Source organism: Luteimonas terricola, assembly GCF_004352845.1.
Taxonomy (GTDB): domain Bacteria; phylum Pseudomonadota; class Gammaproteobacteria; order Xanthomonadales; family Xanthomonadaceae; genus Luteimonas; species Luteimonas terricola.
Window position 1 is genome coordinate 1 of sequence record NZ_SJRX01000009.1, and the last position, 25,166, is coordinate 25,166.

At 70.9% G+C, this 25,166-nt stretch carries 23 protein-coding genes and 1 pseudogene; 16 read left to right on the forward strand and 8 right to left on the reverse strand.

Going from position 1 to position 25,166, the window contains the following annotated elements; translation table 11 throughout:
* Both E2169_RS12490 and E2169_RS12495 read left to right on the forward strand, forming a co-directional pair.
* The coding region (locus E2169_RS12490; RefSeq protein WP_132986950.1) for a YajQ family cyclic di-GMP-binding protein at positions 1–385 on the forward strand (385 nt) is incomplete at its 5' end.
* Positions 385–921 (forward strand): DUF1415 domain-containing protein, encoded by a 537-nt coding sequence (locus E2169_RS12495; RefSeq protein ID WP_132986060.1) that lies wholly within the window; start codon positions 385–387, stop codon positions 919–921. The genes E2169_RS12490 and E2169_RS12495, both read left to right, overlap by 1 nt.
* A gap of 518 nt (positions 922–1,439) precedes the next feature.
* Here E2169_RS12495 and E2169_RS12500 read toward each other — a convergent pair.
* Together E2169_RS12500 and E2169_RS12505 are read right to left on the reverse strand one after the other, a co-directional pair.
* Positions 1,440–2,153 carry a 16S rRNA pseudouridine(516) synthase gene (locus tag E2169_RS12500; RefSeq protein ID WP_132986951.1) on the reverse strand — a complete coding sequence of 238 codons (714 nt, stop codon included), beginning with the start codon at positions 2,151–2,153 and terminating at the stop codon, positions 1,440–1,442.
* Positions 2,150–3,217, reverse strand: a complete 1,068-nt coding sequence (locus E2169_RS12505; RefSeq protein WP_132986952.1) for a class I SAM-dependent methyltransferase — start codon at positions 3,215–3,217, stop codon at positions 2,150–2,152. Before E2169_RS12505 ends, E2169_RS12500 begins: the two co-directional genes overlap by 4 nt.
* Positions 3,218–3,357: 140 nt before the next feature.
* Here E2169_RS12505 and E2169_RS12510 point away from each other — a divergent pair, with 140 nt between their 5' ends.
* Positions 3,358–3,618 (forward strand): hypothetical protein, encoded by a 261-nt coding sequence (locus E2169_RS12510; protein ID WP_132986953.1) that lies wholly within the window; start codon positions 3,358–3,360, stop codon positions 3,616–3,618.
* Positions 3,619–3,631: 13 nt separating this feature from the next.
* Here the strand turns inward: E2169_RS12510 and E2169_RS12515 are convergent, their stop codons facing one another.
* Together E2169_RS12515 and E2169_RS12520 are read right to left on the reverse strand one after the other, a co-directional pair.
* Positions 3,632–6,160 (reverse strand): ABC transporter permease, encoded by a 2,529-nt coding sequence (locus E2169_RS12515; RefSeq protein WP_132986954.1) that lies wholly within the window; start codon positions 6,158–6,160, stop codon positions 3,632–3,634.
* A complete protein-coding gene (locus E2169_RS12520; RefSeq protein ID WP_132986955.1) occupies positions 6,157–6,873 on the reverse strand; it encodes an ABC transporter ATP-binding protein in 717 nt (238 codons plus the stop codon). Before E2169_RS12520 ends, E2169_RS12515 begins: the two co-directional genes overlap by 4 nt.
* 128 nt (positions 6,874–7,001) lie before the next feature.
* Between E2169_RS12520 and E2169_RS12525 the strand changes: the two genes are divergently transcribed.
* From E2169_RS12525 to E2169_RS12550, 6 genes are all read left to right on the forward strand, one after another.
* A complete protein-coding gene (locus E2169_RS12525) occupies positions 7,002–7,625 on the forward strand; it encodes an arylesterase (protein WP_132986956.1) in 624 nt (207 codons plus the stop codon).
* 178 nt (positions 7,626–7,803) lie between these two features.
* Positions 7,804–8,367, forward strand: a complete 564-nt coding sequence (locus E2169_RS12530; protein ID WP_132986957.1) for a DUF3016 domain-containing protein — start codon at positions 7,804–7,806, stop codon at positions 8,365–8,367.
* A 7-nt stretch (positions 8,368–8,374) separates the two neighbouring features.
* Positions 8,375–8,659 carry a DUF4031 domain-containing protein gene (locus tag E2169_RS12535; RefSeq protein WP_132986958.1) on the forward strand — a complete coding sequence of 95 codons (285 nt, stop codon included), beginning with the start codon at positions 8,375–8,377 and terminating at the stop codon, positions 8,657–8,659.
* Between the two features lie 37 nt (positions 8,660–8,696).
* Positions 8,697–9,164 (forward strand): peptide-methionine (R)-S-oxide reductase MsrB, encoded by a 468-nt coding sequence (gene msrB, locus E2169_RS12540; RefSeq protein ID WP_132986959.1) that lies wholly within the window; start codon positions 8,697–8,699, stop codon positions 9,162–9,164.
* Positions 9,165–9,255: 91 nt separating this feature from the next.
* The gene (locus E2169_RS12545) at positions 9,256–9,498 is read left to right on the forward strand and encodes a DUF3297 family protein (RefSeq protein ID WP_132986960.1); all 243 of its coding nucleotides are present in this window, start codon (positions 9,256–9,258) and stop codon (positions 9,496–9,498) included.
* Positions 9,499–9,648: 150 nt separating this feature from the next.
* On the forward strand, positions 9,649–9,999 hold the full coding sequence (locus E2169_RS12550; RefSeq protein ID WP_132986961.1) for a BON domain-containing protein: 351 nt from the start codon (positions 9,649–9,651) through the stop codon (positions 9,997–9,999).
* Positions 10,000–10,369: 370 nt separating this feature from the next.
* Here the strand turns inward: E2169_RS12550 and aceE are convergent, their stop codons facing one another.
* Positions 10,370–13,063, reverse strand: coding sequence for a pyruvate dehydrogenase (acetyl-transferring), homodimeric type (aceE, locus tag E2169_RS12555; RefSeq protein WP_132986962.1), 2,694 nt, complete (start codon positions 13,061–13,063; stop codon positions 10,370–10,372).
* 180 nt (positions 13,064–13,243) lie between these two features.
* Here aceE and E2169_RS12560 point away from each other — a divergent pair, with 180 nt between their 5' ends.
* The 3 genes from E2169_RS12560 to E2169_RS12570 are packed head-to-tail and all read left to right on the forward strand — an operon-like array spanning position 13,244 to position 15,841.
* The gene (locus tag E2169_RS12560; RefSeq protein ID WP_132986963.1) at positions 13,244–15,043 is read left to right on the forward strand and encodes an ATP-binding protein; all 1,800 of its coding nucleotides are present in this window, start codon (positions 13,244–13,246) and stop codon (positions 15,041–15,043) included.
* On the forward strand, positions 15,040–15,480 hold the full coding sequence (locus E2169_RS12565) for a response regulator (protein ID WP_132986964.1): 441 nt from the start codon (positions 15,040–15,042) through the stop codon (positions 15,478–15,480). The genes E2169_RS12560 and E2169_RS12565 overlap by 4 nt, the downstream gene beginning before the upstream one ends.
* A 4-nt stretch (positions 15,481–15,484) precedes the next feature.
* Positions 15,485–15,841, forward strand: a complete 357-nt coding sequence (locus E2169_RS12570; RefSeq protein ID WP_165942418.1) for a response regulator — start codon at positions 15,485–15,487, stop codon at positions 15,839–15,841.
* Positions 15,842–15,864: 23 nt separating this feature from the next.
* Here the strand turns inward: E2169_RS12570 and E2169_RS12575 are convergent, their stop codons facing one another.
* A complete protein-coding gene (locus tag E2169_RS12575; protein ID WP_132986966.1) occupies positions 15,865–18,201 on the reverse strand; it encodes an NADP-dependent malic enzyme in 2,337 nt (778 codons plus the stop codon).
* 177 nt (positions 18,202–18,378) lie between these two features.
* Here E2169_RS12575 and dgcN point away from each other — a divergent pair, with 177 nt between their 5' ends.
* From dgcN to gltS, 4 genes are read left to right on the forward strand one after another with little or no spacing between them, the layout of a single operon-like run.
* Positions 18,379–19,422, forward strand: coding sequence for an N-acetyltransferase DgcN (dgcN, locus tag E2169_RS12580; protein ID WP_132986967.1), 1,044 nt, complete (start codon positions 18,379–18,381; stop codon positions 19,420–19,422).
* Positions 19,416–20,426: an N-acetyl-D-Glu racemase DgcA gene (gene dgcA, locus E2169_RS12585; protein WP_132986968.1), complete on the forward strand. Its 1,011-nt coding sequence runs from the start codon at positions 19,416–19,418 to the stop codon at positions 20,424–20,426. The genes dgcN and dgcA overlap by 7 nt, the downstream gene beginning before the upstream one ends.
* Complete coding sequence (locus tag E2169_RS12590) at positions 20,423–22,105, forward strand: N-acyl-D-amino-acid deacylase family protein (protein WP_132986969.1); 1,683 nt, start codon at positions 20,423–20,425, stop codon at positions 22,103–22,105. Before dgcA ends, E2169_RS12590 begins: the two co-directional genes overlap by 4 nt.
* A gap of 46 nt (positions 22,106–22,151) precedes the next feature.
* On the forward strand, positions 22,152–23,351 hold the full coding sequence (gene gltS / locus E2169_RS12595) for a sodium/glutamate symporter (protein ID WP_132986970.1): 1,200 nt from the start codon (positions 22,152–22,154) through the stop codon (positions 23,349–23,351).
* On the opposite strand, the gene E2169_RS14655 is transcribed toward gltS, so the two are convergent.
* Together E2169_RS14655 and E2169_RS14660 are read right to left on the reverse strand one after the other, a co-directional pair.
* On the reverse strand, positions 23,344–23,982 hold the full coding sequence (locus tag E2169_RS14655) for a M15 family metallopeptidase (RefSeq protein ID WP_370465152.1): 639 nt from the start codon (positions 23,980–23,982) through the stop codon (positions 23,344–23,346). The two genes, gltS and E2169_RS14655, sit on opposite strands and share 8 nt — an antisense overlap.
* Before the next feature lie 63 nt (positions 23,983–24,045).
* A pseudogene (locus E2169_RS14660) lies at positions 24,046–25,152 on the reverse strand (serine hydrolase domain-containing protein); the annotation flags it as partial.
* Positions 25,153–25,166: the final 14 nt, after the last annotated feature.

Here is a 25,166-nt window from a genome sequence, read left to right on the forward strand (position 1 = left end):
GGGCGTCGACGCCGCCTTCGAGCACGAGGACGCCGTGATCACCCAGCGCGCGCCCAGCGACTTCCAGCTGCAGCAGATGACCGACATCCTGCGCGCCCGCCTGGCGGCGCGGAAGATCGACACCCGCTGCCTGGAGTTCGGCGACGTCGAGAGCAACGTCGCCGGCGCGCGGCAGAAGGTCACCGTCAAGCAGGGCATCGAGCGCGAGCTGGCGAAGAAGATCGGCACCGAGATCAAGGCCTCGAAGCTCAAGGTCGATTCGCAGATCAACGGCGACAAGCTGCGCGTCACCGCCAAGAAGCGCGACGACCTGCAGGCGGTGATGGCCCTGCTGCGGAGCAAGGAGTTCGAGCTGCCGCTGCAGTTCGACAATTTCCGCGACTGATGGACCCGCTTGCCGACACCCGCCGCTGGCTGGAACGCGCCGTCATCGGCCTGAACCTGTGCCCCTTCGCCAAGGCCGTGGTCGCCAAGGGCCAGGTGCGCATGGTGCTGAGCGAGGCCCGCGACGAGACGGCGCTGCTGGAACAGCTGGGCGAGGAGTTGCTGCGCCTGCGCGACACGCCCGCCGCCGACATCGACACCACGCTGATCGTGCATCCGCAGGTGCTGGGCGACTTCCTCGACTACAACGACTTCCTGGAATCCGCCGATGCCCTGGTCGGGGAGCTCGAGCTCGAGGGCGTGCTCCAGGTCGCAAGCTTCCATCCGCAGTACCAGTTCGCCGACAGCCACCCGGACGACATCGCCAACAGCACCAACCGCTCGCCGTGGCCGACCCTGCACCTGCTGCGCGAGGACAGCGTCAGCCGCGCGGTCGAGGCGTTCCCGGATCCCGACAGCATCGTCGAGCGCAATATCGCGACGCTGGAGAATCTGGGGCATGCGGGGTGGCGGGAGCTTTTGCGGGACGATTCTTAGGCGCCGACGCCAGCCACGGCCGTGGTTACGGGCTTCGGGAGGGAGCGTGCCCCTGCGCGGTGGGTATGGACCGGCGATTTCGGCTTCGGGTCGATCACATCGTCGCCAGTCCCTGACTGCAGCCGCGGCTCGGCTGACCGCGTGACCGGTACCAACCCCGGGGAAGCGGTTTCGACGAGGTGTCTGCTTCTTTCGTTACGCCTCGCTGTGACCTGGAGGGCCCCGCCGTGGCCGGGAGGCCTTCGCGGCTCATGTCCCCCGGCATCCGCCTGGCGGCGGATGCCTCCTCCTTTACTTCCCCGCGAAGGCCTCCCGGCCACGACGGGGCTCGGCGTTGCTGCGGGTTCGCGGGATACCGGCTTTGCTCTTGGGCCACCGCGTAGTGCCGCGCACCGGGTGCCAAGGCCCTTGAGAGCGAAGTCAAGGAGGAGGCGCTGGCCGCAGGCCAGCGCCGGGGGACATGAGCACTCAAGGGCCTTGGCATCCGGCGCCCGAGAGCATCAATGGCGCGCCTCTCCTCAGTTGGGAGAAGAGCCCAAAAAAAGCCCGTCGCGCTCCGCCGCCTCGAGCATCCGCCACTGTCCTTCCGGCAGCGCGCCCAGGGACAGCCCACCGACCGCGCTGCGATGCAGCGCCACGACATGGTTCCCCACTGCCGCGAACATCCGCCGCACCTGGTGGTAGCGGCCTTCATGCAGCGTCAGCCGCGCCTGCGTCGACGACACCATCTCCAGCTCCGCGGGCAGCAGCGGCGTCTTCTCGGATTCCAGCATCAGCGTCCCGCTGGCGAAGGTCGCGGCCTCGTCGCCCCGCAGCGGCTCGGCCAGCGTCGCCTCGTACACCTTCGGCAGCTTCGACTTCGGCGAAATGATCCGGTGCAGCAGTTGCCCGTCGTCGGTCATCAGCAGCAGCCCGCTGGTCTCGCGGTCCAGCCGCCCCACCGTCGACAGCGTCGGCGAGCGGAGCGCGAAGCGCGGCGGCAGCAGCTCGTACACCAGGCGGCCGCGGTCCTTCGTCGAACACGTATAGCCCGCGGGCTTGTGCAGCATCAGCAGCAGCCCCGGCGGCGGGTCCAGCGGCTCGCCGTCCACGCGTACGTCGTCCCACCCCGGCTGGTCGTCCGCGTAGAGCACCTCGCCCGCGGCGTCGGTGACGCGGCCCTCGCGGAACATCATCGCGACCTGCTTTCGGCTGCCGAAGCCGAGGTTGGCCAGCGTCTTGACCAGCTTCATCGCCGCGCCCGCGCCTGCGTCGGCCGGCCGGCTGCGGCCTTGACCGCCTCCACCACCTTGAAGCCGCCTTCCTGCGCCACCAGCCGCGTCTCGCCGAAGCCGGCGCCCAGCGCCTGCTCGTAGGGCAGGTGGCGATTGGCGACCAGCCACAGCCGGCCGCCGGGCCGCAGCGCCTGCGCGGCGGCGGCGATGAAGGCACGGCCGATGTCGGGGCGTTCGCGGCCGTTGGGCGAGTGGAACGGCGGATTGGTGACCACCACGTCGTAAGCGCCCGGAACTCCCGCGACCACGTCGTGCCAGTGGAAGCCGAGCGCCACGCGCGGTGCGAAACCGGCCAGGTTGTGCCGGGCCATCGCCAGCGCGCGGGCATCGGCTTCGAACGCATCCAGCGCGCCGATGCCGGGGCTGCGTTCGAGCAGCTCGGCGGCGAGGTAGCCGTAGCCGGCGCCGAGGTCGGCGGCGCGACCGCTGAGGTCCGCCGGAAGATGGCGCGCCAGGAGTGCCGACGCCGCGTCGATGCGATCCCATGCGAACACGCCCGGGCGGCTGAGGAAGCGGCCACCCGCCACCGGCCGCGGCGCGTCGAGTCCGCGCCACTGCGCCGCCAGCGCGGGGTCGCTGCCGGGCTGGCCGGCACGCGCCCAGAACACGCGGCACTTGTGCTTGCTGCGGCTGCTCACCGGGCCGGCGATGCGCGCGAAGTCGGCCTCGGCGGACTTCGCGCCGGCATCGTTGGCAACGCTTGCAATCACCAAGGCGCCCGGTGCCGCGCGCGCCAGGGCCTCGGCGAACAGCGCCCGTGCCTCGTCCCGCTGCCGCGGCGGCAGGAGCAGCACCAGCGGCCGCTGCCCGGTCGTGGCCTCGGCAACGGTGAAGCCGTTCTGCCGCAGGCCGTCGGCATCGGGCCTGAACGCGGTCTCGCAGACCAGCCCGGGCCAGTCCTGCATTGCCAGCGCCGCACCGGCCCGGGCGTGCATGAACAGCGCGCCGGACGCACGCGCCAGGGTGCCGTCGGCGAAGGGAAGCAGCAGCGCGTCGAGGGCGGGATCGCCTTGGCTGGACATCGGGGACTCGGGATCATCGAAAGAGGCCGCGATTGTAGTGCGGCAGCCCTCGCGCACGCCGCGCGCACGCGTGCTTCATCGGACGCGAATGCCGGTTTTGCCAGCATCGACGGCAACCCAGGCAAGCATAAGGAAACGCCATGCGCGCACTTTTCGTCGGTGGCCCCGTCGACAACAGCGAACTCGACATCGATGCCGACACCCCTCCCAAGCACTATCCGCCCGACACCGGCAGCGGGCAGTCCCGCTACCGCCTGCACCAGATCGGCCGCAAGGACGGGGAGATCGTCTACGCCGTGTACGGCGCGCCCGACAGCGCCGACGAGGAGGTGATCGCGATCGCCGGGGAGCGCGACTATGCGCGGCGCTTCGGGGCCGAGCCGGGGCCGGCCGAAGCCTGAGCACCCCGCACGATCAGCCCTGCAGTTCGCGCAGGGTCACGGCCGGCGGGGCGTCGAGCACGCGCCGCGTGGCCCACAGGCCCGCGACCAGCGCCGCGGCCATGCCGGCCAGGCCACCCAGGGCCGCCATCGCGATGTCCGGCTCCCAGGGCAGGTCGAACACCTGCGTGGCCACCACGCCCGCCAGCACCGAGGCCGCGACGGACGCCACCAGGCCTGAAAGCAGGCCGATCGCCGCGAACTCCGAGGCCTGCGCCAAACGCAGCTGTCGCCGACTGGCGCCGAGCACGCGCATCACCCCGCCCTCGAGCAGGCGCTCGTCCTGGCTGGCGCTGATCGCCGCGAGCAGCACGAGCAGGCCGGCGGCAAGCGCGAACCAGAACACCACTTCGACCACGGTCGAGACCTGGTCGGCGGTACTGCGCACCTGCTCCAGCACGGCATCGATGTCGATCACCGACACGTTCGGATAGCGCTCCACCAGCGCGCGCGTGAACGCGGTATCGCCCTGCGGCACGCTGACGGCGGTGATCCAGCTCGCCGGATAGGCATCCAGCGCGCCCGGCGAGAACAGCACGAAGAAGTTCGGCCGGAAGCTTTCCCAGTCGACCTCGCGCAGGCTGGTGACCCGGCCCTCGATGCGGCGCCCGGCGATGTCGAAGGCCACGCGGTCGTCCACGGCCCAGCCCAGCGATTCGGCGAAGCCGGTTTCGACCGACAGCTCCACGCCTTCGCCGCCCTCCGGCCCCCAGAACGCGCCGGCGGTGACCCGGTTGTCATCGCGCAGGGCGTCGGCGGTCGACAGGTTGAACTCGCGGTCGGCACGCCGCTGCGCACGTCGCGCCTCCTCGTCGCCACCTTCGTCCGCATAGTCGGCGCCGCTCACCACCTGTCCGTTGTGCGTGGCCAGGCGCCCGCGGACCATCGGGTACAGCACCGGCTCCGCCAGTCCCTGCGCGGCCGCGACCTCGGCGACGCCGGCGATCTGGTCCTGCTGCACGTTGACGATGAAGCGGTTGGGCGCCTCCGCGGCCAGCGCCAGCTGCCAGCGCGCGACCAGGTCGGTGCGCACGAAGGTCAGCAGCAGCAGCGCCATCAAACCCAGGCCCAGCGCCGACACCTGGGCGATGCTGGTGCCGGCGCGGCGGCTGACGTTGGCCAGGCCGTAGCGCGCGCTCCCGCGCAGGCGCGTGCGCAGCCGGCGCACGGCCAGGATCATCAGCCAGGCCAGCAGTGCGAGCACGCCCAGCGTGGCCGCGATGCCGACCAGCATCGCCATCGCGAGCGTCGCCGACCCCGCCTGCCACCACAGCAGCGCGCCGATGCCGGCGACGCCGGCGGCAAGCACCAGCAGCGCCGCCGGCTCGGTGGGATCGAGGTCGCGGCGCAGCACGCTCAGCGCCGGCACCCGACGCAGCGCCAGCACCGGCGGCGCGGCGAAGGCCAGCAGCACCACCATGCCCACGCCATAGCCGCCCAGCGCCGGCATCACGCCCGCCGGCGGGATCGCGATGCCGAGCATGCCCGACAGCCAGTCGCCGATCGCCCACTGCAAGCCCCAGGCGATGGCCACGCCCACGGTGCAGGCCAGCAACCCGAGCATCAGCAGTTCGCCGATGTGGATGCCGGCCAGCGTCGCCTGGCTGGCGCCGAGGCAGCGCATCACCGCCGCGCCCTGCAGGTGGCGCGCGCTGTGCCGGCGCGCGGCCATCGCTACCGCGACCGCGGCCAGCACCACCGACACCAGGGCGGCGAGGCCGAGGAAGCGGCCGGCGCGGTCGAGCGCGGAGCGCACCTCCGGCCGCGCATCGGCCGCGGTTTCCAGGCGCTGCCCGCGCGCGAGGTTGTCGCGCGCGATGGCGGTGAAGCGCTCCACGGCGCCGGCGTCGTCGCCCGCGACCACCAGCCGGTAGCGGATGCGGCTGCCCTCCTGCACCAGGCCGGTGGCGGCGAGGTCGTCGGGATGGATGAAGGCCTTCGGCGCGACGTTGAAGTAATCCAGGGCGGCGTCGGGTTCCTGCACCACCAGCGCTTCGAGCCGGAGCTCGAGCTCGCCGATGCCGACGCTGTCCCCGATGCGGGCGCCCAGCGTGTCGGCGCCTCCGCGACTCATCCACAGCGTGCCCGGCGCGGGGACGCCGGCGGCCGCGCGCTCGACGCCGTCCGCTCCGGTGACGCGGTATTCGCCGCGCAGCGGGAAGCCCTCGCCGATCGCGCGCAGCTCACCCAGCTTCAGCTGGGCCTCGGCGCCGCGGCCGACGCGCACCATCGTGTCGAGTTCGACCGTGTCGGCGATGCGCAAACCCGCGGCTTCCGCCGCTTCGCGCGCCGGGCCCTCGATCGGCGCATCGGAGCGCAGCACCGCGTCGCCGCCGAGCAGGCGGTTGGCCTCGATCGCAAGCGCACGCGCGGCGCGGTCGGTGACGAAACCGACCGCGGTCACCGCCACCACCGCCAGCACCAGCGCCGCCAGCAGGATGCGGACGTCGCCCGACGCCAGGTCGCGCTTCAGCTGGCGCCAGGCGAGCCCGGCGATCCTCACGCCGCCGACCCGCTGTCGGCCACCAGCCGACCGCCCTCGATGCGCAGCGTGCGCCGGCAGCGCTCGGCCAGGTGTTCGTCGTGGGTCACCAGCACCAGGGTGGTGCCGGCGTCCTGGTTGAGCGCGAACAGCAGTTCGATGATCGCCTGGCCGGTGGTGGTATCCAGGTTCCCCGTGGGTTCGTCGGCGAACATCAGCGACGGCCCGGTGACGAAGGCGCGCGCAACCGCCACGCGCTGCTGCTCGCCGCCCGACAGCTGGCGCGGATAGTGCCCGAGGCGTTCGCCCAGGCCGACGCGGCCCAGGATCGCGCGCGCAGGCGCTTCCGCGTCGGCGTCGCCGCGCAGCTCCAGCGGCAGCATCACGTTCTCGAGCGCCGTCAGCGAAGGCAGCAGCTGGAAGTTCTGGAACACGAAACCGACCTTCTCGGCGCGCACCCGGGCGCGTCCGTCCTCGTCGAGCGTCGACAGCGGCGCGCCATCGATCGCCACCGTGCCGGAGCTCGGCGTGTCCAGGCCCGCCAGCAGCGACAGCAGCGTGCTCTTGCCCGAGCCCGAGGGCCCGACCACCGCCACGCTCTCCCCGCGCCGGATGCTGAAGCCGACGCCATCAAGGATCACCAGCTCGCCGCCGGGGAGCTGCACGCGCTTGCCGAGCTCGCTGGCGGCGAGCGCCGGCGCGGCGGTGGCGGGGGTTCGGGAAGAGTCAGCCATGGTGTCCTTCATCGGGGCATGATGTCCGCATCGCCGTCGCGGTGTAACCGGGCAGCACAACGGACAGGAGCGGGAGTCGCTGGATGAAGACAGGATATTGGGCGCCGCGGCGCTGGCTGCAATGTGCCATGGGTTTGTGCGTCCTGCTGCTGGCAACCGCGGCGCAGGCGCAAACCACGGCCGCTGCGCCGGACACCGACGCCCCGCGCACCGTGCTGGTGATGGGCGACTCGCTGTCGGCGGCCTACGGCCTGCGCGCCGACCAGGGCTGGGTGGCGCTGCTGGCCGGCAGGATCGCCGCCGAACACCCGGGCTGGCAGGTGGTCAACGCCAGCATCAGCGGCGAAACCAGCGCCGGCGGCTCGGCGCGCGTGGTCGGCGAAGTGCTGCGGCACCACCCCGACGTGGTGGTGATCGCGCTGGGCGCCAACGATGCCCTGCGCGGGCTGCCGCTGGCCGAGCTGAAATACAACCTTGCACGCATGATCGGGGCGTCCAGGCACGTTGGCGCGCAGGTGCTCCTGGTGGGCATGCGCATGCCGCCCAACCTGGGGGCCGAGTACACGCGCGCTTTCGAACGCACCTACCGCGACCTCGCCAGCTTCTTCGACATCGAGCTGCTGCCGTTCCTGCTCGAACCGGTCGCGGCGGACAGGGGCCACTTCCTGGACGACAACCTGCATCCGACCGCCGAAGCGCAACCGGCCATCAGCGACCACGTCGGGCAAGCGCTGGCACCGTTGCTGCGCTGAAGAACGCGGCAGGCGTCAGCGCGTTTCGCCGGCGAGCAGCGCCAGGGATCGATCGCCGTGCCCTCCCACCAGCGCTTCTCGGGGCGTGGCTGAACGCAGCATGCAATGCATCCGGCCCGCGATTGCCGCGACACCACCACGGGCGCAGACTCGGGTTCCCGACTGCAGGAGGTGCGCCATGCCCCGCCCACGCCACATCCAGGCCCTTGTGATCGGCACCCTGCTTGCATTCGCGCTGGCAGGCCCCGCGATCGCTGCCGACGTCACCGACGCGGACTATCCCCGCAGCCTGGAGCAGGACGGCCCGGTGGCCGTGTCCTGGGCCGACCCGTCCGGGTTCACCGAGATCCGCCACAGCCGCAATCGCTTCGAGGCGCGGCGCGGCGACTGGGTCCGCGACATCGCCAGGCACCTGGCCAGGCGCGCCGGCGACGTGCTCGGGCCCGGTGAGCGGCTCGAGGTCGAGATTACCGACATCAAGCGCGCCGGCGATTTCGAGCCGGGCGCCGGCCGCGGCGACCACGTGCGCGTCGTCCGCGACATCTATCCGCCGCGGATCCATCTCAGCTACTCCCGCCATGACGCCGCGGGCAACGTGGTCGACGGCGGCGAGCGCGAACTCACCGACCTCGGCTTCCTGCAAAGGGGGGTCGGCATGGTGTCGATGAGCGACCCGCTGCGCCATGAAAAGCGCCTGATCGACGACTGGGTGCGTCGCGACCTTGCCGGCCCGGGGCGCTGACCGCGCGATGACGGTCTACGTGGACGACGCGGTCACCCTGTGGCGTGGCCGCCGCTGGGCACACCTGATGGCCGACACCCTGGACGAACTGCACGCCTTCGCCTCCGCGCTGGGCATGCCGCGCCATGCCTTCCAGGACAGGACCAGCGGGGCGCATTACGACGTCACCGCCGAACTGCGCGAGCGCGCGATCGAGCTCGGTGCGGTGCCGATTTCGCGCCACCGGGACCGCGAACAGATGCGCGCGGTGATCGCCAATGCCCGCCGCCAGGGCCGCCGGCACGCACAGTAGGGCGATAATGGGCGTCCCCGCCGCGTTGGAGCCCTGCATGGCCGCCTTCGACCTCTCCCCGCCCGATGACGCGCAGCGTCGCGCGCTTGCCGAAGCGCTCGACGACGACGCCCGTCGCGTGCTGCTCGCGCACGGCACCGAAGCACCGTTCTGTGGCGTGTTCCTCGACAACGGACGCAAGGGCACCTACACCTGCGGCTTCTGCGGCCTGCCCTTGTTCCGCTCCAGCGCCAAGTTCGACTCCGGCACCGGCTGGCCGAGCTTCTTCCAGCCCCTCGATCCGGCGCACATCCGCCTGGTGCGGGACCTCGGCCACGGCATGGTGCGCGTCGAAGAGGTCTGCGCGCGCTGCGGCGGCCACCTCGGCCACGTGTTCCCGGACGGCCCGCCGCCCACCGGCGATCGCCACTGCCTGAACTCGGTCGCGCTCGGCTTCGTTCCCGAGGGCGATCCGCTGCCCGACCTCCTGGGCCGGGGAGCACCGGAAGGCCAGCCCCTGGGCTGAGGCTGCAGCACCCGGCGCAGCCACGTATGCTTTTGCGCCGCGCGCATGCGCCGGCGCCCGCCTCCGAGGCGAACACCACGATGGAATCCACATGACGCAGACCCCTCCCGACCGCCTCAGCAACAACCCCCGCAGCCCGCACTACGACGAGGCGCTCCTCGGCCGCGGCATCGGCATCGTCTTCAACGGCGAGGAGCGCACCAACGTCGAGGAGTACTGCGTGAGCGAAGGCTGGATCCGGGTCGCCGCCGGCCGCGCCCTGGACCGTCGCGGCAACCCGATGACGATGAAGGTCAACGGCCGCGTCGAACCCTATTTCCGCGACGGCGAATAGGCCGCAGCGGGGCGCGCCAGTGTTCGCGTGCCGGCGCGAACCGGCGATGAAGACGGTGCGGTTCACGTGCCGTTGTCGACGCTCACGTCGCGTGGATCGGCGGGCGGGGAAACTCGCAGGCTCCAGAAGACAAGAACGGAGCCTTCCCCCATGAACAAGCGCATTCAGCACGGCACCTTCACGGCGACGGCGTTGGCCCTCCTGCTGGCCGGCGGCACCGCCCTGGCCACTGACGATCCGAAGACGGAGCGCTCGGACAGCGCGGACTCGCAGCAGCCCATGGGCGACACCTGGATCACCACCAAGGTGAAGTCCAGCCTGCTCGCCGACCCGGACGTCGCCGGCCTGCAGATCGACGTCGAGACCCTGAACGGCGTGGTGACCCTGAGCGGCGATGTCGCAAGCCAGGCGCAGATCGACGAAGCGCTCCGCATCGCCACGGAGATCGAGGGTGTCACCGACGTCGACACCACCGGCCTGCGCGTCGATTCGACGGAGTAAGGACGCCGCGCGCGCGCCCGTGCGCGCCCTGGCCAGCGAAGACACCGGCGATGATCCGCCGGTGTCTTTTTTTGGTTCTTCTCCCAACTGAGGGGAGGCGCGCCATTGATGCTCTCGGGCGCCGGGCGCCAAGCAGTACGCGGTGGCCCAGGAGCAAAGCCCGGACGGGCTCGCGCATCTGCAACCAACGCCGAGCCCCGCCCTGGTCCGCTCACCCGCGATACCGCGGCAAAAGTGCCTTGGCCGAATCCGCGTCATCCGCGCAAATCCGTGGCTGAAAAGCTTTTGCCTTATCCGCGCTTATCCGCGTAAATCCGTGGCAAAAAGCTCTTCCGGCGGAGGGTAGCCCCCCGCCGGAAGTCCCGTCGACTCAGGCGAGCAGCGGGTTCGGCCGGTCGGTGTCGATCTTGTAGAGCTTCAGCGCGCGCGCCGCGTCCTTCGCGGTCATCGTGCCGTCCTTTGCCAGCGCGTCGATCGCCGCGTGGGCGATGTGGAAGCGGTCGACCTCGAAGTGGCGGCGCAGGTTGGCGCGGGTGTCCGAGCGGCCGAAGCCGTCGGTGCCCAGCACCGTATAGGTCATCGGCACGAAGGCACGGATCTGGTCGGGGAAGGCGCGCACGTAGTCGGTGGCGGCGATCGCCGGGCCCTGGCGGCCTTCCAGCATTTCGGTGACGTAGGCCTTGCGCGGCGTCTTCGCCTCCGGGTTGTGGCGGTTCCAGCGCTCGACGTCGAAGCCGTCGCGACGCAGCTCGGTGAAGCTCGGGCAGGACCAGATGTCGGCGGTGACGCCGAAGTCCTTGTCCAGCAGCTCCGCCGCGGCGATCGCTTCACGCAGGATCGTGCCCGAACCCATCAGCTGCACGCGCAGCTCGCCCTTCTTCGGCTTGCCGGCGTCCTTGAGCAGGTACATGCCGCGGATCACGCCCTCGGCCGCGCCCTCGGGCAGCGCCGGGTGGGCGTAGTTCTCGTTCATCAGGGTGAGGTACCAGTACTCGTCCTGCTGCTCGTCGAGCATGCGCTGCATGCCGCGCTGCAGGATCACCGCCACCTCGCCGGCGAACGTGGGGTCGTAGGCGCGGCAGTTGGGGATGGCGCCGGCCAGCAGGTGGCTGTGGCCGTCCTCGTGCTGCAGGCCCTCGCCGTTGAGCGTGGTGCGGCCGGCGGTGGCGCCCAGCAGGAAGCCGCGTGCGCGCATGTCGGCCGCCTGCCAGGCGGAATCGCCGATGCGCTGGAAGCCGAACATCGAGTAGTAGATGTAGAACGGCAGCATCGGCAGGTCGTTGGTGCTGTAGCTGGTCGCCGACGCCATCCACGACGCGAACGCGCCGGCCTCGGAGATGCCTTCCTGCAGCACCTGCCCGGTGGCGTCCTCGCGGTAGTACATCAGCTGGTCGCGGTCGACCGGCTTGTACTTCTGGCCATCGGGCGCGTAGATGCCGATCTGCCGGAACAGGCCTTCCATGCCGAAGGTGCGCGCCTCGTCGGCGACGATCGGCACCACCCGCGGGCCGACCTCCTTGTCGCGCAGGATGATCGCCAGCGACTGCACGAAGGCCATGGTGGTGCTGATCTCACGCTCGCCGGTGTCCTTGAACAGGCGCTCGAACGCCTCGACCTTCGGCGCCGCCAGCGTCTGGCTGCTCTTGCGGCGACGCTGCGGCAGGTAGCCGCCGAGCGCTGCGCGGCGCTCCTGCAGGTACTGCACCTCCTCGGACTTCTCGCCGGGGTGGTAGAACGGCACCGCGCCGTCCTTGAGCTGGTCGTCGTCCACCGGGATCCTGAAGCGGTCGCGGAACGCGCGTACCGCGTCGTCGTCCATCTTCTTGGTGTTGTGGGTCGGGTTGAGCGCCTCGCCGGCGCTGCCCATGCCGTAGCCCTTGACGGTCTTGGCCAGGATCACGGTGGGCAGGCCCTTGGTCTCCATGGCGTTGCTGTAGGCGGCGTAGACCTTGTGCGGATCGTGGCCGCCGCGGTTCAGGCGCCAGATGTCCTCGTCGGACAGGCTGGCGACCATGTCCGCCGTCTCCGGGTACTTGCCGAAGAAGTTGTCGCGCGTGTACTTGCCGCCGAAGGCCTTGCAGTTCTGGTACTCGCCGTCGACGGTTTCCATCATCAGCTTGCGCAGCATGCCGTCCTTGTCGCGCGCGAGCAGCGGGTCCCAGTAGCTGCCCCAGATGGTCTTGACCACGTTCCAGCCGGCGCCGCGGAAGTTGCCCTCCAGCTCCTGGATGATCTTGCCGTTGCCGCGCACCGGGCCGTCGAGGCGCTGCAGGTTGCAGTTGATGACGAACACCAGGTTGTCCAGGCCCTCGCGGCCGGCGATCGAGATCGCGCCCAGGCTCTCGGGCTCGTCGGTCTCGCCGTCGCCGAGGAAGCACCAGATCTTGCGGTCGGTTTTGGGCATCAGGCCGCGGGCTTCCAGGTACTTCCAGTTGCGTGCCTGGTAGATGGCGGCGATCGGACCCAGGCCCATCGACACCGTTGGCGTCTGCCAGTAGTCGGGCATCAGCCAGGGGTGCGGATAGGAGGAGACGCCGCGGCCGTCGACCTCCATGCGCAGGTGGTCGATCTGCGACTCGGTCAGGCGGCCCTCGAGGAAGGAGCGCGCGTAGATGCCCGGCGAGGAGTGGCCCTGGATATAGAGCAGGTCGCCCGGATGGTCCTCCGACGGCGCCCGCCAGAAGTGGTTGAAGCCGACGTCATAGAGCGTGGCGCCGGAGGCGAAGCTGGCGATGTGGCCGCCGAGGTCGCCGGGCTTGCGGTTGGCGCGTACCACCATCGCCATCGCATTCCAGCGGATCATCGAACGGATCTTCCATTCCATGGTCTGGTCGCCCGGGATCTTCGGCTCCAAGTGCGGCGGGATGGTGTTGATGTACTCGGTGGTCGGCGCGAACGGCAGGTGGGCGCCCGCGCGGCGGGTCAGCTCGACCATGCCCTCGAGCAGCTGGTGCGCGCGGTCGGGGCCCTGGGCGTCGATGACGGCCTTCAGGGACTCCATCCACTCGCGGGACTCGGTCGGATCCGGGTCGTTGTCGAGGACGTCGTTCAGCCAGCTGTTCATGCTTTGCTCCGCAACGGCGCACCGGCCGTTTCAGTCGTGGGTCGTGGGTCGTAGACCCGTTGATTCTACCAGCGCCCGCCCCTCCGTTTGCCTCGCACCACCGCTTCAACGATGATCCTGCAGCCGGGCGGGAACCATCCGATCCGCCGCACCGAACGCCAAAGGGGACCCGCGCCGTACATGACCTCCGCTTCGCCCCAGGTCAGCCCGCGCTGGCGCGTGCCACTGCTCGCAGCGGCCGTGCTCGCGATCGTGGTGGCGCCGTTCCTGCTGCTGCGCGCCTCCGAAGAGCGCCTGCGCAACGCGGAGGCGCTGGTCGCGCACTCCCTCCAGGTCGTAGCCAACCTGCATGCGGCAAGCGCCGTGGTGCGCAACATCGAGGCCGCGTCGCTGGCCAGGGCGCTCGGCGCCGAGACCGCGCTGCTCGATGAACGGCTCCGGTCCAGCCACGACCTGGTCGGGCCGCTCCTGGACAAGATCCAGGACCTGAGCCGCGACTCGCCGGCGCAGCAGGTCCGCCTGGGCATCCTGCGCCAGAGCATCAGCCAGCGCATCGAACAGCTCGACCGGCTGATACTCGAGGGCGGCGAACTCGACCGCGGCGAGCTGCAGCGGCTGGTCGAGAACTTCCCCGTGCAGGCCCCGATCACGGAGATGGTCGAAGCCGAGCACAGCCTGCTCGTCCAGCGCAGCACCGACGCCACGCGCGTGCGGCGGCAGGCGGACTGGCTGTCGGGCGGCACGATGGCAGCCCAGGTCCTGCTGCTGGTCGTCCTGGCCTGGCTGGCCACGCGCGACGCCGACCGGCGCGCGCGGGCCGAGGCCGCCTCGCAGCGCGCCAACCTGCGCGCGGCCGCGGTGCTGGACACCGTGCGCGAGCCGATCGTGCTGCTCGACAAACAGCTGCGCATCGTGATGTACAACGTGGCGTTCGGCGAACTGTTCGGCCTTGAGGACGATGCCCGCGGCCGGCCGCTGTCCGGGATCGGCGAGGGCGCCTGGGACGACGTCGAGACCCTGCGCCGCCTGCGCGACGTCGGCGGCCGCGGCCGCGAACTCTGGGACTACGAGCTGCGCCAGCGCACCGCCGACGGCATCGAGCGGGTGATGCTGGTCAACGCGCGCCTGATGGAGCTGCCCGACAACGATGACCACGTCGCCCTGGTCACCGCCAGCGACGTCAGCCTGCAGAAGGCCAGCGAAGAACACATCCGCGACCTCAATCGCCAGCTCGAAGGCAAGGTCGAGCAGGTCTCCGACGTCAACCGCGAGCTCGAGGCGTTCAGCTATTCGGTCTCGCACGACCTGCGCGCGCCGCTGCGCCACATCGCCGGCTTCGCCGACAAGCTCCGCCGCCACCTCGGCGACGGCATCGACGACAAGGGCCAGCACTACATCGAGGTCATCGGCGGCTCGGCCAAGCGCATGTCGGAGCTGATCGATGACCTGCTGGTGTACTCGCGCCTGGGTCGCAGCGCGCTGCGCCTGCAAGCGGTGGACATGCAGTCGCTGGTCGAGGAGACCCGCGCGATGCTCGACGCCAATGCGGCCACCGAGATGCCCGGGCACCATGTCGACTGGCGCATCGGTTCGATGCCGGTGCTGGTCGCCGACGAGAACATGCTGCGCCAGGTCTGGGGCAACCTGCTGGGCAACGCGGTCAAGTACAGCGCGCACAGCGAGCCGGCGGTGGTCACCGTCCAGTACCGCGTGGCAGACAGCGGCGAGCACGTGTTCACGGTGTCCGACAACGGCGCGGGCTTCGACATGGCCTATTCCGGCAAGCTGTTCGGCGTGTTCCAGCGCCTGCACGCACCGAGCGAGTTCAGCGGCACCGGCATCGGCCTGGCCAGCGTCAAGCGCGTCGTGACGCGGCACAATGGCCGCATCTGGGCCGAATCCGAGCCCGGCAAGGGCGCCACCTTCCACTTCACACTCCCAGCCAGCCTGGACCTGGGGATACGGAGCCACAACGCATGACCGCCATCCGCACGATCCTGCTCGCCGAGGACAGCCCGCACGACGCCGAGATGGCGATCGACGCGCTGCGCGACGCGAACCTCGCCAACCCGATCGTCCACGTCGAGGACGGGGTCGAGACGCTGGACTACCTGCTCCGCCGCGGCCGGTTCGCCGATCGCCCCGAAGGCGACCCCGCAGTGCTGCTGCTGGACATCAAGATGCCGCGCATGGACGGCCTGGAAGTGCTCACCCACCTGCGCGAGCACGAACACCTCAAGCGCCTGCCGGTGGTGATCCTGTCGTCATCGCGGGAAGAGAACGACCTCGCCCGCAGCTGGGACTTGGGCGTCAACGCCTACGTGGTGAAGCCGGTGGACGTTGACCAGTTCTTCGAGGCCGTGCGCACGCTCGGCAAGTTCTGGGCCGTGCTCAACGAAGGCCCGGGAGAGGACTGAGGGCGTGGCGATCAGGGTGCTGATCGTCGACGACTCGCGCGACGACGCCGAGCTCACCGAGTTCGCGCTGCGCGAGGCGGGGCTGGCCGTGGAGTGCCGCAGCCTCTGCCATGAAGATGCCCTGTCCGCCGCGCTGGACGGCTTCGAGCCGCAGCTGGTCGTATGCGACCTCAACCTGCCCGGCTGGTCCGGGGCCGAGGCCATGGCGGCGGTGCGACAGCGGGTGCCGTCGGCGTGCTTCGTGTTCCTTACCGGTGCCCTGCACGGCAACGAACAGCTGCCTGCCGCCGACGCCGTGATGCTGAAGGATGACCTTGCGCGCCTGGTCGAGCTGGCGCGCCCGCTCGTTTCCGCCGGCTGACGCCCGGGCCGGCGGCTGCGGGATCAACCCTCTCCGGCCGCCTCTCCCTGTGCAGACCCGCGGCGCGCGGCGCGGATCTGCGCCTCCACCGCGGTGATCGCAGTCATGTTGACCACGCGCCGCGGCGTGCTTGCGGCGGTCAGCACGTGCGCCGGGTGGTCCAGGCCCATCAGGATCGGCCCCAGTGCCACGCCGTCGGTCATCACCCGCACGATGTTGTAGGCGATGTTGGCGGCGTCGAGGTTGGGCAGCACGAACAGGTTCGCGCGGCCGGACAGCGTGGTGCCGGGAAGCATGCGCTCGCGCAGCACCGCGTCCCAGGCGGCGTCGGCCTGCATCTCGCCGTCCATGTTCATCCGCGGCGCGCGGCGCGCGAGGATCTCGCGCACCCGGTGCATCTTGGCCGCGCTCGGGTTGTCGTGGCTGCCGAAGTTGGAATGCGACAGCAGCGCCACCCGCGGCTCGATGCCGAACAGCTTGAGGCGGTAGGCGCCCTGCAGCGTGGCCTCGGCGATCTGCTCGGCGGTGGGATCGACCTGGACGTGGGTATCGAGGAAGAACCAGACGCCGCGGTCGTTGATGACGCCGGTCATCGCCGAGGTGCAGCTGATCCCGCGCTCCAGGCCGAACACGCTGCGCAGGTAACCGAGCTTCTTGTGGAAGCGGCCGACCAGGCCCGCGATCATGCCGTCGGCCTCGCCGCGCTGGACCATCAGCGCCGCGATCAGCGTCGCACGCGAGCGCATCAGGTTCTTGGCGGCGTCGGGGGTCACGCCGCGGCGTTCGGTCAGCGCGTGGTACTGGCGCCAGTAGTCGGCGAAGCGCGGGTCGTCGTTGATGTTGGTGAGCTCGAAGTCGCGGCCTTCTTCCAGGCGCAGGCCCAGGCGCTCGATGCGCGAGGCGATGACGTCCGGCCGGCCGATCAGGATCGGCCGCGCCAGCTGTTCGTCGGCCACCGACTGCACGGCGCGCAGCACCGTTTCCTCCTCGCCCTCGGCGTACACGATGCGCTTGACGTCTGCGCGCGCGCGCTCGTACACCGGCTTCATCACCAGGCCCGTGCGGTGGATGAACTGGCCGAGCTTCTCGCGGTAGGTATCCACGTCAGCGAGCGGGCGCCGGGCCACGCCGGAGTCCATGGCCGCCTGGGCCACGGCCGGGGCCAGCATCATCAGCAGCCGCGGGTCGAAGGGCCTGGGGATGAAGTAGTCGGGGCCGAAGGACATGACGTCGCCGCCGTAGGCCGCGCCGAGGTCGGACGACTCGCGCTTGGCGAGTTCGGCGATGGCGTACACGCAGGCGAGCTTCATCGGCTCGTTGATCTCGGTCGCGCCGACGTCGAGCGCGCCGCGGAAGATATAGGGGAAGCAGACGACGTTGTTGACCTGGTTCGGGTAGTCCGAGCGGCCGGTGGCGATGATGCAGTCCGGGCGTGCGGCACGCGCCGCGTCGGGCAGGATCTCGGGATTGGGGTTGGCCAGCGCCAGGATCACCGGGCGCGCGGCCATGGTCTTGACCATCTCCGGCGTCAGGATGCCGCCGGCGGACAGGCCCAGGAACACGTCGGCGCCGTCGACGATGTCGGCCAGGCTGCGCTTGCCGGTATCACGCGCATAGCGCGCGCGGTCGGGGTCGAGGCCGGCGCGGCCGGTGTACAGCACGCCGTCGCGGTCGACGGCAAGGATGTTCTCCGGCTTCGCGCCCAGCGCCACCAGCATGTCCAGGCAGGCGATGCCCGCCGCGCCCGCGCCCGAATGCGCGATGCGCGCCTGCTCGATGCGCTTGCCGGCGATCTCCAGGGCATTGATCAGCGCTGCGGCCACGGTGATCGCGGTGCCGTGCTGGTCGTCGTGGAACACCGGGATCTTCATCCGCTCGCGCAGCTTGCGCTCGACGATGAAGCACTCCGGCGCCTTGATGTCTTCAAGGTTGATGCCGCCGAAGGTCGGCTCGAGGCTGGCGATGATCTCGACCAGCTTGTCGGGGTCGCGCTCGTCGATCTCGAGGTCGAAGACGTCGATGCCGGCGAACTTCTGGAACAGCACGCCCTTGCCTTCCATCACCGGCTTGCTGGCCAGCGGGCCGATGTCGCCCAGGCCCAGCACGGCGGTGCCGTTGGAGATCACCGCCACCAGGTTGCCGCGCGCGGTGAGCGTGCTGGCCTCGTCCGGATCGGCGACGATCGCCTCGCAGGCGTAGGCCACGCCCGGCGAGTAGGCCAGGGCCAGCTCGCGCTGGGTGACCAGGGCCTTGGACGCGGCGACCTTGATCTTCCCGTGGGGCTCGGCGCGGTGGTATTCGAGCGCCGCCTGCTTGAACTCTTCGGTGGACGACGGGTTGGCGGGCGGCTGTTCGGTCATGGTGGGGCTGCGGTCCGGGCGGGCTTTCCATTCTAGCCCCCAAGCAGGAGGCGGCCCCCGATGCCATAACCCCCGGTTATGCGCGGCGGGCATCTTTTCAATGGCGGGGCGTCGGCGCAGGACAGAAGATGGAGTTCCCCCCCCTGCCCACCCGGGCCGCACAGGACGCAACAGGTCATGTCCACCGCCAACTCCGCCGCCGCAGACGCCTCGCACTGGTCGCCGCCGTTCCTGCTGTACCTGGGCAACGCGGCGGACGACCTCGCCGCCAAGACCGCGCGCGGGCTGGTGCAGTTCCGGCCGGAATGGTGCGTGGGCCAGTTCCGCGGGCCGGAGTGCAGGACCAGCGTCCACGTGCCGGACATGGACTTCGCCCAGGCCCGCGCCGCCGGCGCCAACACCATGATCGTCGGCGTGGCCAATGCCGGCGGGCGGCTGGGGCCGGACTCGGTCGCGGACATCATCGCGGCGCTGGATGCCGGCATGAACGTCGCGTCCGGCCTGCACGAGCGGCTGCTCTCGCACCCGACGATCGTCGAGGCCGCGCGCCGCAACGGTCGCCACCTGTTCGACGCCCGCACCCCGCCGGCCACGCCGGTCGGCAACGGCGCGAAGCGCGCCGGGCGCCGGCTGCTGACCGTCGGCACCGACTGTTCCACCGGCAAGATGTACACCACGCTGGCGCTTGAAACCGAGATGCGCGGGCGCGGGCTCGCCGCGGATTTCCGCGCCACCGGCCAGACCGGCATCTTCGTGGCCGGGCGCGGGATCCCGATCGACGCGGTGGTGGCCGACTTCATTTCAGGCGGCATCGAATGGCTGTCGCCCGAGCGCCACGATGGCGGCTGGGACCTGATCGAAGGCCAGGGGTCGCTGTTCCATCCCTCGTACGCCGGCGTGTCGCTGGGCCTGCTGCATGGCGCCCAGCCCGACGCCCTGGTGCTGTGCCACGAGCCCGGCCGCCCGCACATGCGCGGCCTCCGGCATTACCCGCTGCCTGGTCTCGTCGCCACGCTGGAAACCAACCTTGCCGCCGCGCGACTGACCAGCCCCGGGGTGGTCGCGGTCGGCCTGGCGCTCAACACCTCGAAGCTCGACCCGGCCGGCGCCGTGCGCGCCTGCCGCGAGGCCGAGGACCTGCTCGGGCTGCCCGCGCAGGACCCGATGCGCGATGGCGTGGCGCGGATCGTCAACCGGCTGCTGGAGTCCGTGCCGTGCTGAACCTGGCCCACGCCAGCCATCCACTGGCCACGCCGTTCCGCATTTCGCGCGGCGTGCGCACCTCGACCGAAGTGGTGGTGGCGACGATCCGCCGCGGTGGCTTCACCGGCCGCGGGGAAGCGCTGCCCTACGCCCGCTATGGCGAGAGCGTGGCCTCGGTGATCGAAGGGGCTTCACTGCTCTCGCCGGCGATCGCCGGCGGACTGGACCGCCGCGGACTGTGCGAGCTGCTGTCGCCGGGCGCGGCGCGCAATGCGCTCGACTGCGCGCTGTGGGACCTGGAGTCGCGGCAGCAGGGCACGCCGGTCTCGGCGCTGCTGGGCCAGCCCGGCGCGCTGCCGCCGCTGGCCAGCGCGCAGACCGTCAGCCTCGACACGCCCGAGCGCATGGCCGAGGCGGCGCGCGCGCTCGCCCGCCTCGAACTGGTGAAGATCAAGGTCGACGCCTCCGACCCGGCCGCGCAGATCCGCGCCGTGCGCGGCGCGCTGCCCGGCGCCCGCCTGATCGTCGATCCCAACGAGAGCTGGACGCTCGAACTGCTGGAGTCGCTGCAGCCGGTGCTCGCGGAAGCCCGTATCGACCTGGTCGAACAGCCGCTGCCGGCCGGCGGGGACGACGCCCTGTCCGGCTTCTCCTCGGTGGCGCGCCTGTGCGCCGACGAGTCCTGCCACACCGCCAGCGACCTGCCGCGCCTGCGCGGGCGCTACCAGGTGGTCAACATCAAGCTCGACAAGACCGGCGGCCTCACCGGCGCGCTGGAGCTGCTGGACGCGGCGCGCGCGCAGGGCTTCGGAATCATGGTCGGCTGCATGATCAGCTCCTCGCTGGCGATTGCGCCGGCGTGGCACATCGCGCGCCACGCCGAGTTCGTCGACCTCGACGGACCGCTGTGGCTGAAGGACGACCACGCCGGCGGCGCGGTCATGCGCGACGGCCTGCTGCAGCCACCGGCCCCGGAGCTGTGGGGCGGCGGTGCGCGCGTCGAGGACGCGCAGCCGGCATGAGGGCTGGCCGCGACTGCCGCACCGGCCCGCGCGTGCGGGAACGTCGCCGGCCCCTGCGCATGCTCGCGGTCGCAATGGCGGGTGGCCTGCCCGGCCTGCTGCTGCTCGCCGGCTGCGCCGGCCCGCCGCGGGACCAGGCACCTGCGGCCGAAGCCGACACCCTGATCCACGGCGGGCTGCTGTTCGACGGCGGCCACGGAGCCGGCCGGATCGCCGACGTCGCGATCCGCGGCGACCGCGTCCTCGAAGTGGGCCCCGGCCTGCGCCAGCGCTATCGCGCGGCGCGGGAAATCGACGCCACCGGGCAGGTGGTGTCGCCGGGCTTCATCGATCCGCACACGCATCCCGACACCTACCTGCGTTCGCAGGACCCGGCGGCGCGACGCCTGCTGCCGTGGCTGCACCAGGGCGTGACCACGATCTTCATCGGCATCGACGGCGGTGGCACGCCGGACGTCGCGGCCGAGCGCACCACGCTCGAATCCGCGGGTACCGGCACCAACGTCGCCGCCTATGTCGGCCTGGGCCCGGTGCGGCGGCGCGTGCTGGGGCACGACGCGCGCGCGCCCGAGGCGGCGGAACTGGCGCGCATGCGCGGCCTGGTCGCGGACGCGATGTGCGAGGGCGCCTTCGGCCTGTCGGCGGGGCTGTTCTATGCGCCGCAGAGCTTTGCCTCCACCGACGAGGTGGTCGCGCTCGCGCGCGAGGCGGCCCTCCGCGGCGGCGTCTACGACACCCACCAGCGTGACGAATCGAGCTATTCGCTGGGTTTGATGGGCTCGATCGAGGAAGTGCTCGAGATCGGCCGGCGCGCAGGACTCCCGGTGCACATCGCCCACATCAAGGCGCTGGGCGCGGACGTCCACGGCAGCGCCGGCGAGGTGGTCGCGCGCATCGAGCGCGCCCATGCCGAAGGCCAGCGCGTGACCGCCGACCAGTATCCCTGGCTGGCCTCCTCCACCAGCCTCGGCGCGGCGTTGCTGCCGCGCTGGGCGGTGGACGGCGGGCGTCCGGCGCTGTTCGAACGGCTGGACGATCCCGCCACCGCCGCCCGCATCCGCGACGGCATCCGCGACAACCTCCAGCGCCGCGGCGGCGCCGACGCGATCCTGATGACCGGCACCGGCTGGCCGTGGAGCGCGCGCACGCTGCAGCGCTTCGCCGACGAGGCCGGGATCGACCCGGTCGAGGCCGCGTTGCGCATCATCCGCGAGGGCGGCACCGGGCGCACCGGCTCGGCGCAGCGGATCGCGTCGTTCAACATGCATCCCGACGATGTCCGGCTGTTCATGCGCCAGCCCTGGGTGCTGACCGCGTCCGACGGCGGCGACGGCCACCCGCGCCAGCACGCGACCTTCCCCGAGAAGTACGCGCGCTTCGTCGCCGGCGAGGGCGTGATCGACCTGGCCGCCTTCATCCACCGCTCCACCGGGCTGACCGCGACCACCTTCGGCATCGAGGATCGCGGCTTCCTGCGCGCCGGACAGTTCGCCGACGTGCTGGTGTTCGACCCGGAAGCCTATGCGCCGAAGGCCGATTACGTGCGGCCCGCGGTGCTGTCGGAGGGCGTCGTGCACCTGTTCGTCAACGGCGTGGCCATGATCGACGAGGGTCGAGTGGCACATGCCCTGCCGGGACGGGTGCTCCAGCATCGTCCGCCACCGGGCACCTGCCCTTGAGTGCCGCCTGCGAACTGCGGGCGGCGCGACGCCGATAAGGAACGCCATGCTGCAGCTCGACGCCGTCCAGACCCTCGCCCTCGCCGGCATCGCCCTGTTCCTGGGCTATGCGCTGTGCCGCACGATCCCCGTGCTCGGCCGCTACAACCTGCCGCCGCCGGTGATCGGCGGGCTGGTGTTCGCGATCGGCGCGTGGATCGCGCACGAGCGCGATGTGACGCTGTTCGTGCTCGACACCGGCCTGCAGGGCCCGCTGATGATCGCGTTCTTCACCACCATCGGCGTCAACGCCAGCCTGCGCCTGCTGAAGATCAGCGGCAAGCAGGTGGTCGTCTTCCTTGGCCTGGCGACGCTGTTCGCGGTGGCGCAGAACCTGCTCGGCGTGGCGGTCGCAGCCGGCTTCGACCTGCACCCGCTGTTCGGCGTGCTGGCCGGCTCCACCACGCTCACCGGCGGCCCCGCCACCGGGCTGGCGTTCGCACCGCTGTTCGAGGCGGCAGGCGTGGAAGGCGCCGAATCGATCGCGGTGGCCTCCGCCATGTCGGGCATCGTGCTCGGCGGGCTGATCGGCGGACCGGTGATCACGGTGCTGATCCGCCGCTTCCGCCTGGTGTCCACCCGGCCGGAGGACCACGCTGCGCCCGACGACACCGCCACCGCCGCCGCACCGGCGCCAACCGAGGCCCAGCGGGAGTACGGCGCGCTGAAGAGCATCGTGGTGATCCTGGTGGCCATGTGGCTGGGCAGCTGGGTCAGCGACCTGATCTCGGCGACCGGCATCACCCTGCCGGCCTACGTCGGCGCGATGCTGGTCGGCGCGCTGATCCGCAACATCGACGACGCCACCGGCTGGATCGGCATGTCGGTGCCGACCACCGACCTCATCGGCAACGTCTGCCTGGCGCTGTTCCTGTCGGTGGCGCTGATGAACCTCAAGCTGTGGGAGCTGGCCGGGCTGGCGCTGCCGCTGATGGTGAACCTCGGGCTGCAGGTGGCGATGGTGGTGGCGTTCTGCCTGGTGGTGTTCCGGATGATGGGCCGCGACTACGACGCCGCGGTGATGAGCGGCGGCTTCATCGGCTTCATGCTCGGCACCACCGCGAATGCAATGGCGGTGATGCGCACCCTGGTCGAGCGCTACGGCGCCGCGCCGCGCGCGTTCCTGGTCGCGCCGCTGGTGGGTGCGTTCTTCATCGACTTCAGCAATGCGCTGGTCATCACCGGGTTCCTCAACTTCTTCAGTTGACCGGCACGTCATACAGCGGCCCGGGTTCAGCACCGGAGCGGAAGCTGTAGTGCCACCACTCCATCGGGTAGTTGCCGAAGCCCCCGGCCTGCATGGCGTCGCGCAGGAGATGCCGGTTGGCGCGCTGCGCGGCGCTGACGTCCGGGGAGTCGGTGTTGGCGCGGGGTCCGAAGAAGTCGAACGTCGTTCCCATGTCCAGGGGTTCGCAGGCGGCGCCACCCGCGTCGCACTGCAGCAGGGTGAGGTCGATGGTATGGCCACGGCTGTGGCCGGACACCTGCGCGATGTAGCCGTCGAGCAGCTGCGGCTTGTCCAGGTCCGGATAATGCGTCGCCTTGGTGGCCTGGTCGTCCGCGTCGTTCACCCAGCGCATGAAATGCGCGACCGCCCGCACCGGGCGGTAACAGTCGAAGACGTGCAGGCGCATGTGCCTGGCGCGCAGCGACGCCTCCACCCGCGCCAGCGCCCCGGCGGCCCCGCGCTTCAGCCAGCAGCGCGGCGCGAGGTAGCCGTCCACCGGCGCGCCGACGAAGTTGTCGCTGGTGGCGTAGGCGATGGCCTGCGACATGTCCGGCACCAGACTGCGGATGTCGACCATGCCCGCCTGTTGCATCGTCGCCGCATCCGACACGGCGGGCGCGTCTGCCGCCAGCGCGGCACCGTCGATGAAGTGTTCGTACAGGGCCCGGTTGACCTCGTCCCGGATGCCGGTGTCGCGGGTGCCGTTGGTCATCACCACGAAACCGTACTTCGCCTCCGCGTCGAAGAACATGGAGCTGTACAGGCCATAGGCCGATCCGGTGTGCCCGGTCAGCACCACTCCGGGCACCAGCGCCCGCTCGGTCCGGATGGCCAGGCCGTACCCGGCCGTTCCGTCGATGTCGACGGTCGGCTCCTGCATCGTCGCCGCATGCTCCGCGCCGAGGATGCGCACGCCGTTCCACGCGCCCTGGTTCATGTGCATCAACATGTACTTCGCCAGGTCGGGCGCGGAGATCTTGAGGCCGCCGGTGGGCGAGAACACCGGCGCGTCGTAGCCGATGACATGGCCGTGAAGCCGCTCGCCCAGCGGCGCGTACGCCGCGTCCGAGCGCACGAAGCCCTCGCCCTCGCGCCAGCGGTAGATGCGGGCGATCCGGTCCGCGTCCAGCGCGTCCACCAGGTGGCCGCCGTACAACCCGAGCGGCTCGAGCACGTGGCGCTTCACGTAGGCGTCGAAGCGTTCGCCGGACGCGCGCTCCACGATCGCCCCCACCATGTTGTAGGCAAGGTTGGAGTACTCGTAGCGCTCGCCGGGCGCGCGGTCGGCGTAGCTGTCCTGCCACTGCCCGCCCGCGTCGGGATTGATGAAATCAAGACTGCCGTACTTCGGGCCGTCGGTGATCGACGAGGTGTGGTTCAGCAGCATCCGGAGCGTGATCGGCCGCTCCGGGAAGGCCGGGTTGCGCACCGGGAAGCCGATCAGATCGCCGGCCTCGTCGTCCAGTGACAGCCGCCCCTGCTCGGCCAGCTGCAGCACCGAGACGGCGGCGAACGACTTGGAGATGGACGCGATGCGGAACACATCCTCCTCTTCCAGCGGAATCTTCCGCTCCAGGTCCTTCCAGCCCAGGCTGCTGCGATGGACGACGGCGTTGTCCCTCACCACCGCCACCGCCAGGCCCACCGTCCCGTGCTCCTCCATCAGGGCGCGCAGCTGGTCTTCGATGCCCTCGGCGGCCGTGGACGCTTGCCAGGCGCAGGCCAGCAGCAGGCCCATGCCCAGCGACAGCAGGCGGTCCATCCTTGTGCGCTTCTTCATGGTTCCTCCGGCAG

Coding starts and splice junctions, on each gene's coding strand:
- E2169_RS12495 (WP_132986060.1), top strand. CDS start 385: ATGGACCCGCTTGCCGACACCCGCCGCTGGCTGGAACGCGCCGTCATC.
- E2169_RS12500 (WP_132986951.1), bottom strand. CDS start 2,153: ATGAAGCTGGTCAAGACGCTGGCCAACCTCGGCTTCGGCAGCCGAAAG.
- E2169_RS12505 (WP_132986952.1), bottom strand. CDS start 3,217: ATGTCCAGCCAAGGCGATCCCGCCCTCGACGCGCTGCTGCTTCCCTTC.
- E2169_RS12510 (WP_132986953.1), top strand. CDS start 3,358: ATGCGCGCACTTTTCGTCGGTGGCCCCGTCGACAACAGCGAACTCGAC.
- E2169_RS12520 (WP_132986955.1), bottom strand. CDS start 6,873: ATGGCTGACTCTTCCCGAACCCCCGCCACCGCCGCGCCGGCGCTCGCC.
- E2169_RS12525 (WP_132986956.1), top strand. CDS start 7,002: ATGGGTTTGTGCGTCCTGCTGCTGGCAACCGCGGCGCAGGCGCAAACC.
- E2169_RS12530 (WP_132986957.1), top strand. CDS start 7,804: ATGCCCCGCCCACGCCACATCCAGGCCCTTGTGATCGGCACCCTGCTT.
- E2169_RS12535 (WP_132986958.1), top strand. CDS start 8,375: ATGACGGTCTACGTGGACGACGCGGTCACCCTGTGGCGTGGCCGCCGC.
- msrB (WP_132986959.1), top strand. CDS start 8,697: ATGGCCGCCTTCGACCTCTCCCCGCCCGATGACGCGCAGCGTCGCGCG.
- E2169_RS12545 (WP_132986960.1), top strand. CDS start 9,256: ATGACGCAGACCCCTCCCGACCGCCTCAGCAACAACCCCCGCAGCCCG.
- E2169_RS12550 (WP_132986961.1), top strand. CDS start 9,649: ATGAACAAGCGCATTCAGCACGGCACCTTCACGGCGACGGCGTTGGCC.
- aceE (WP_132986962.1), bottom strand. CDS start 13,063: ATGAACAGCTGGCTGAACGACGTCCTCGACAACGACCCGGATCCGACC.
- E2169_RS12560 (WP_132986963.1), top strand. CDS start 13,244: ATGACCTCCGCTTCGCCCCAGGTCAGCCCGCGCTGGCGCGTGCCACTG.
- E2169_RS12565 (WP_132986964.1), top strand. CDS start 15,040: ATGACCGCCATCCGCACGATCCTGCTCGCCGAGGACAGCCCGCACGAC.
- E2169_RS12575 (WP_132986966.1), bottom strand. CDS start 18,201: ATGACCGAACAGCCGCCCGCCAACCCGTCGTCCACCGAAGAGTTCAAG.
- dgcN (WP_132986967.1), top strand. CDS start 18,379: ATGTCCACCGCCAACTCCGCCGCCGCAGACGCCTCGCACTGGTCGCCG.
- E2169_RS12590 (WP_132986969.1), top strand. CDS start 20,423: ATGAGGGCTGGCCGCGACTGCCGCACCGGCCCGCGCGTGCGGGAACGT.
- gltS (WP_132986970.1), top strand. CDS start 22,152: ATGCTGCAGCTCGACGCCGTCCAGACCCTCGCCCTCGCCGGCATCGCC.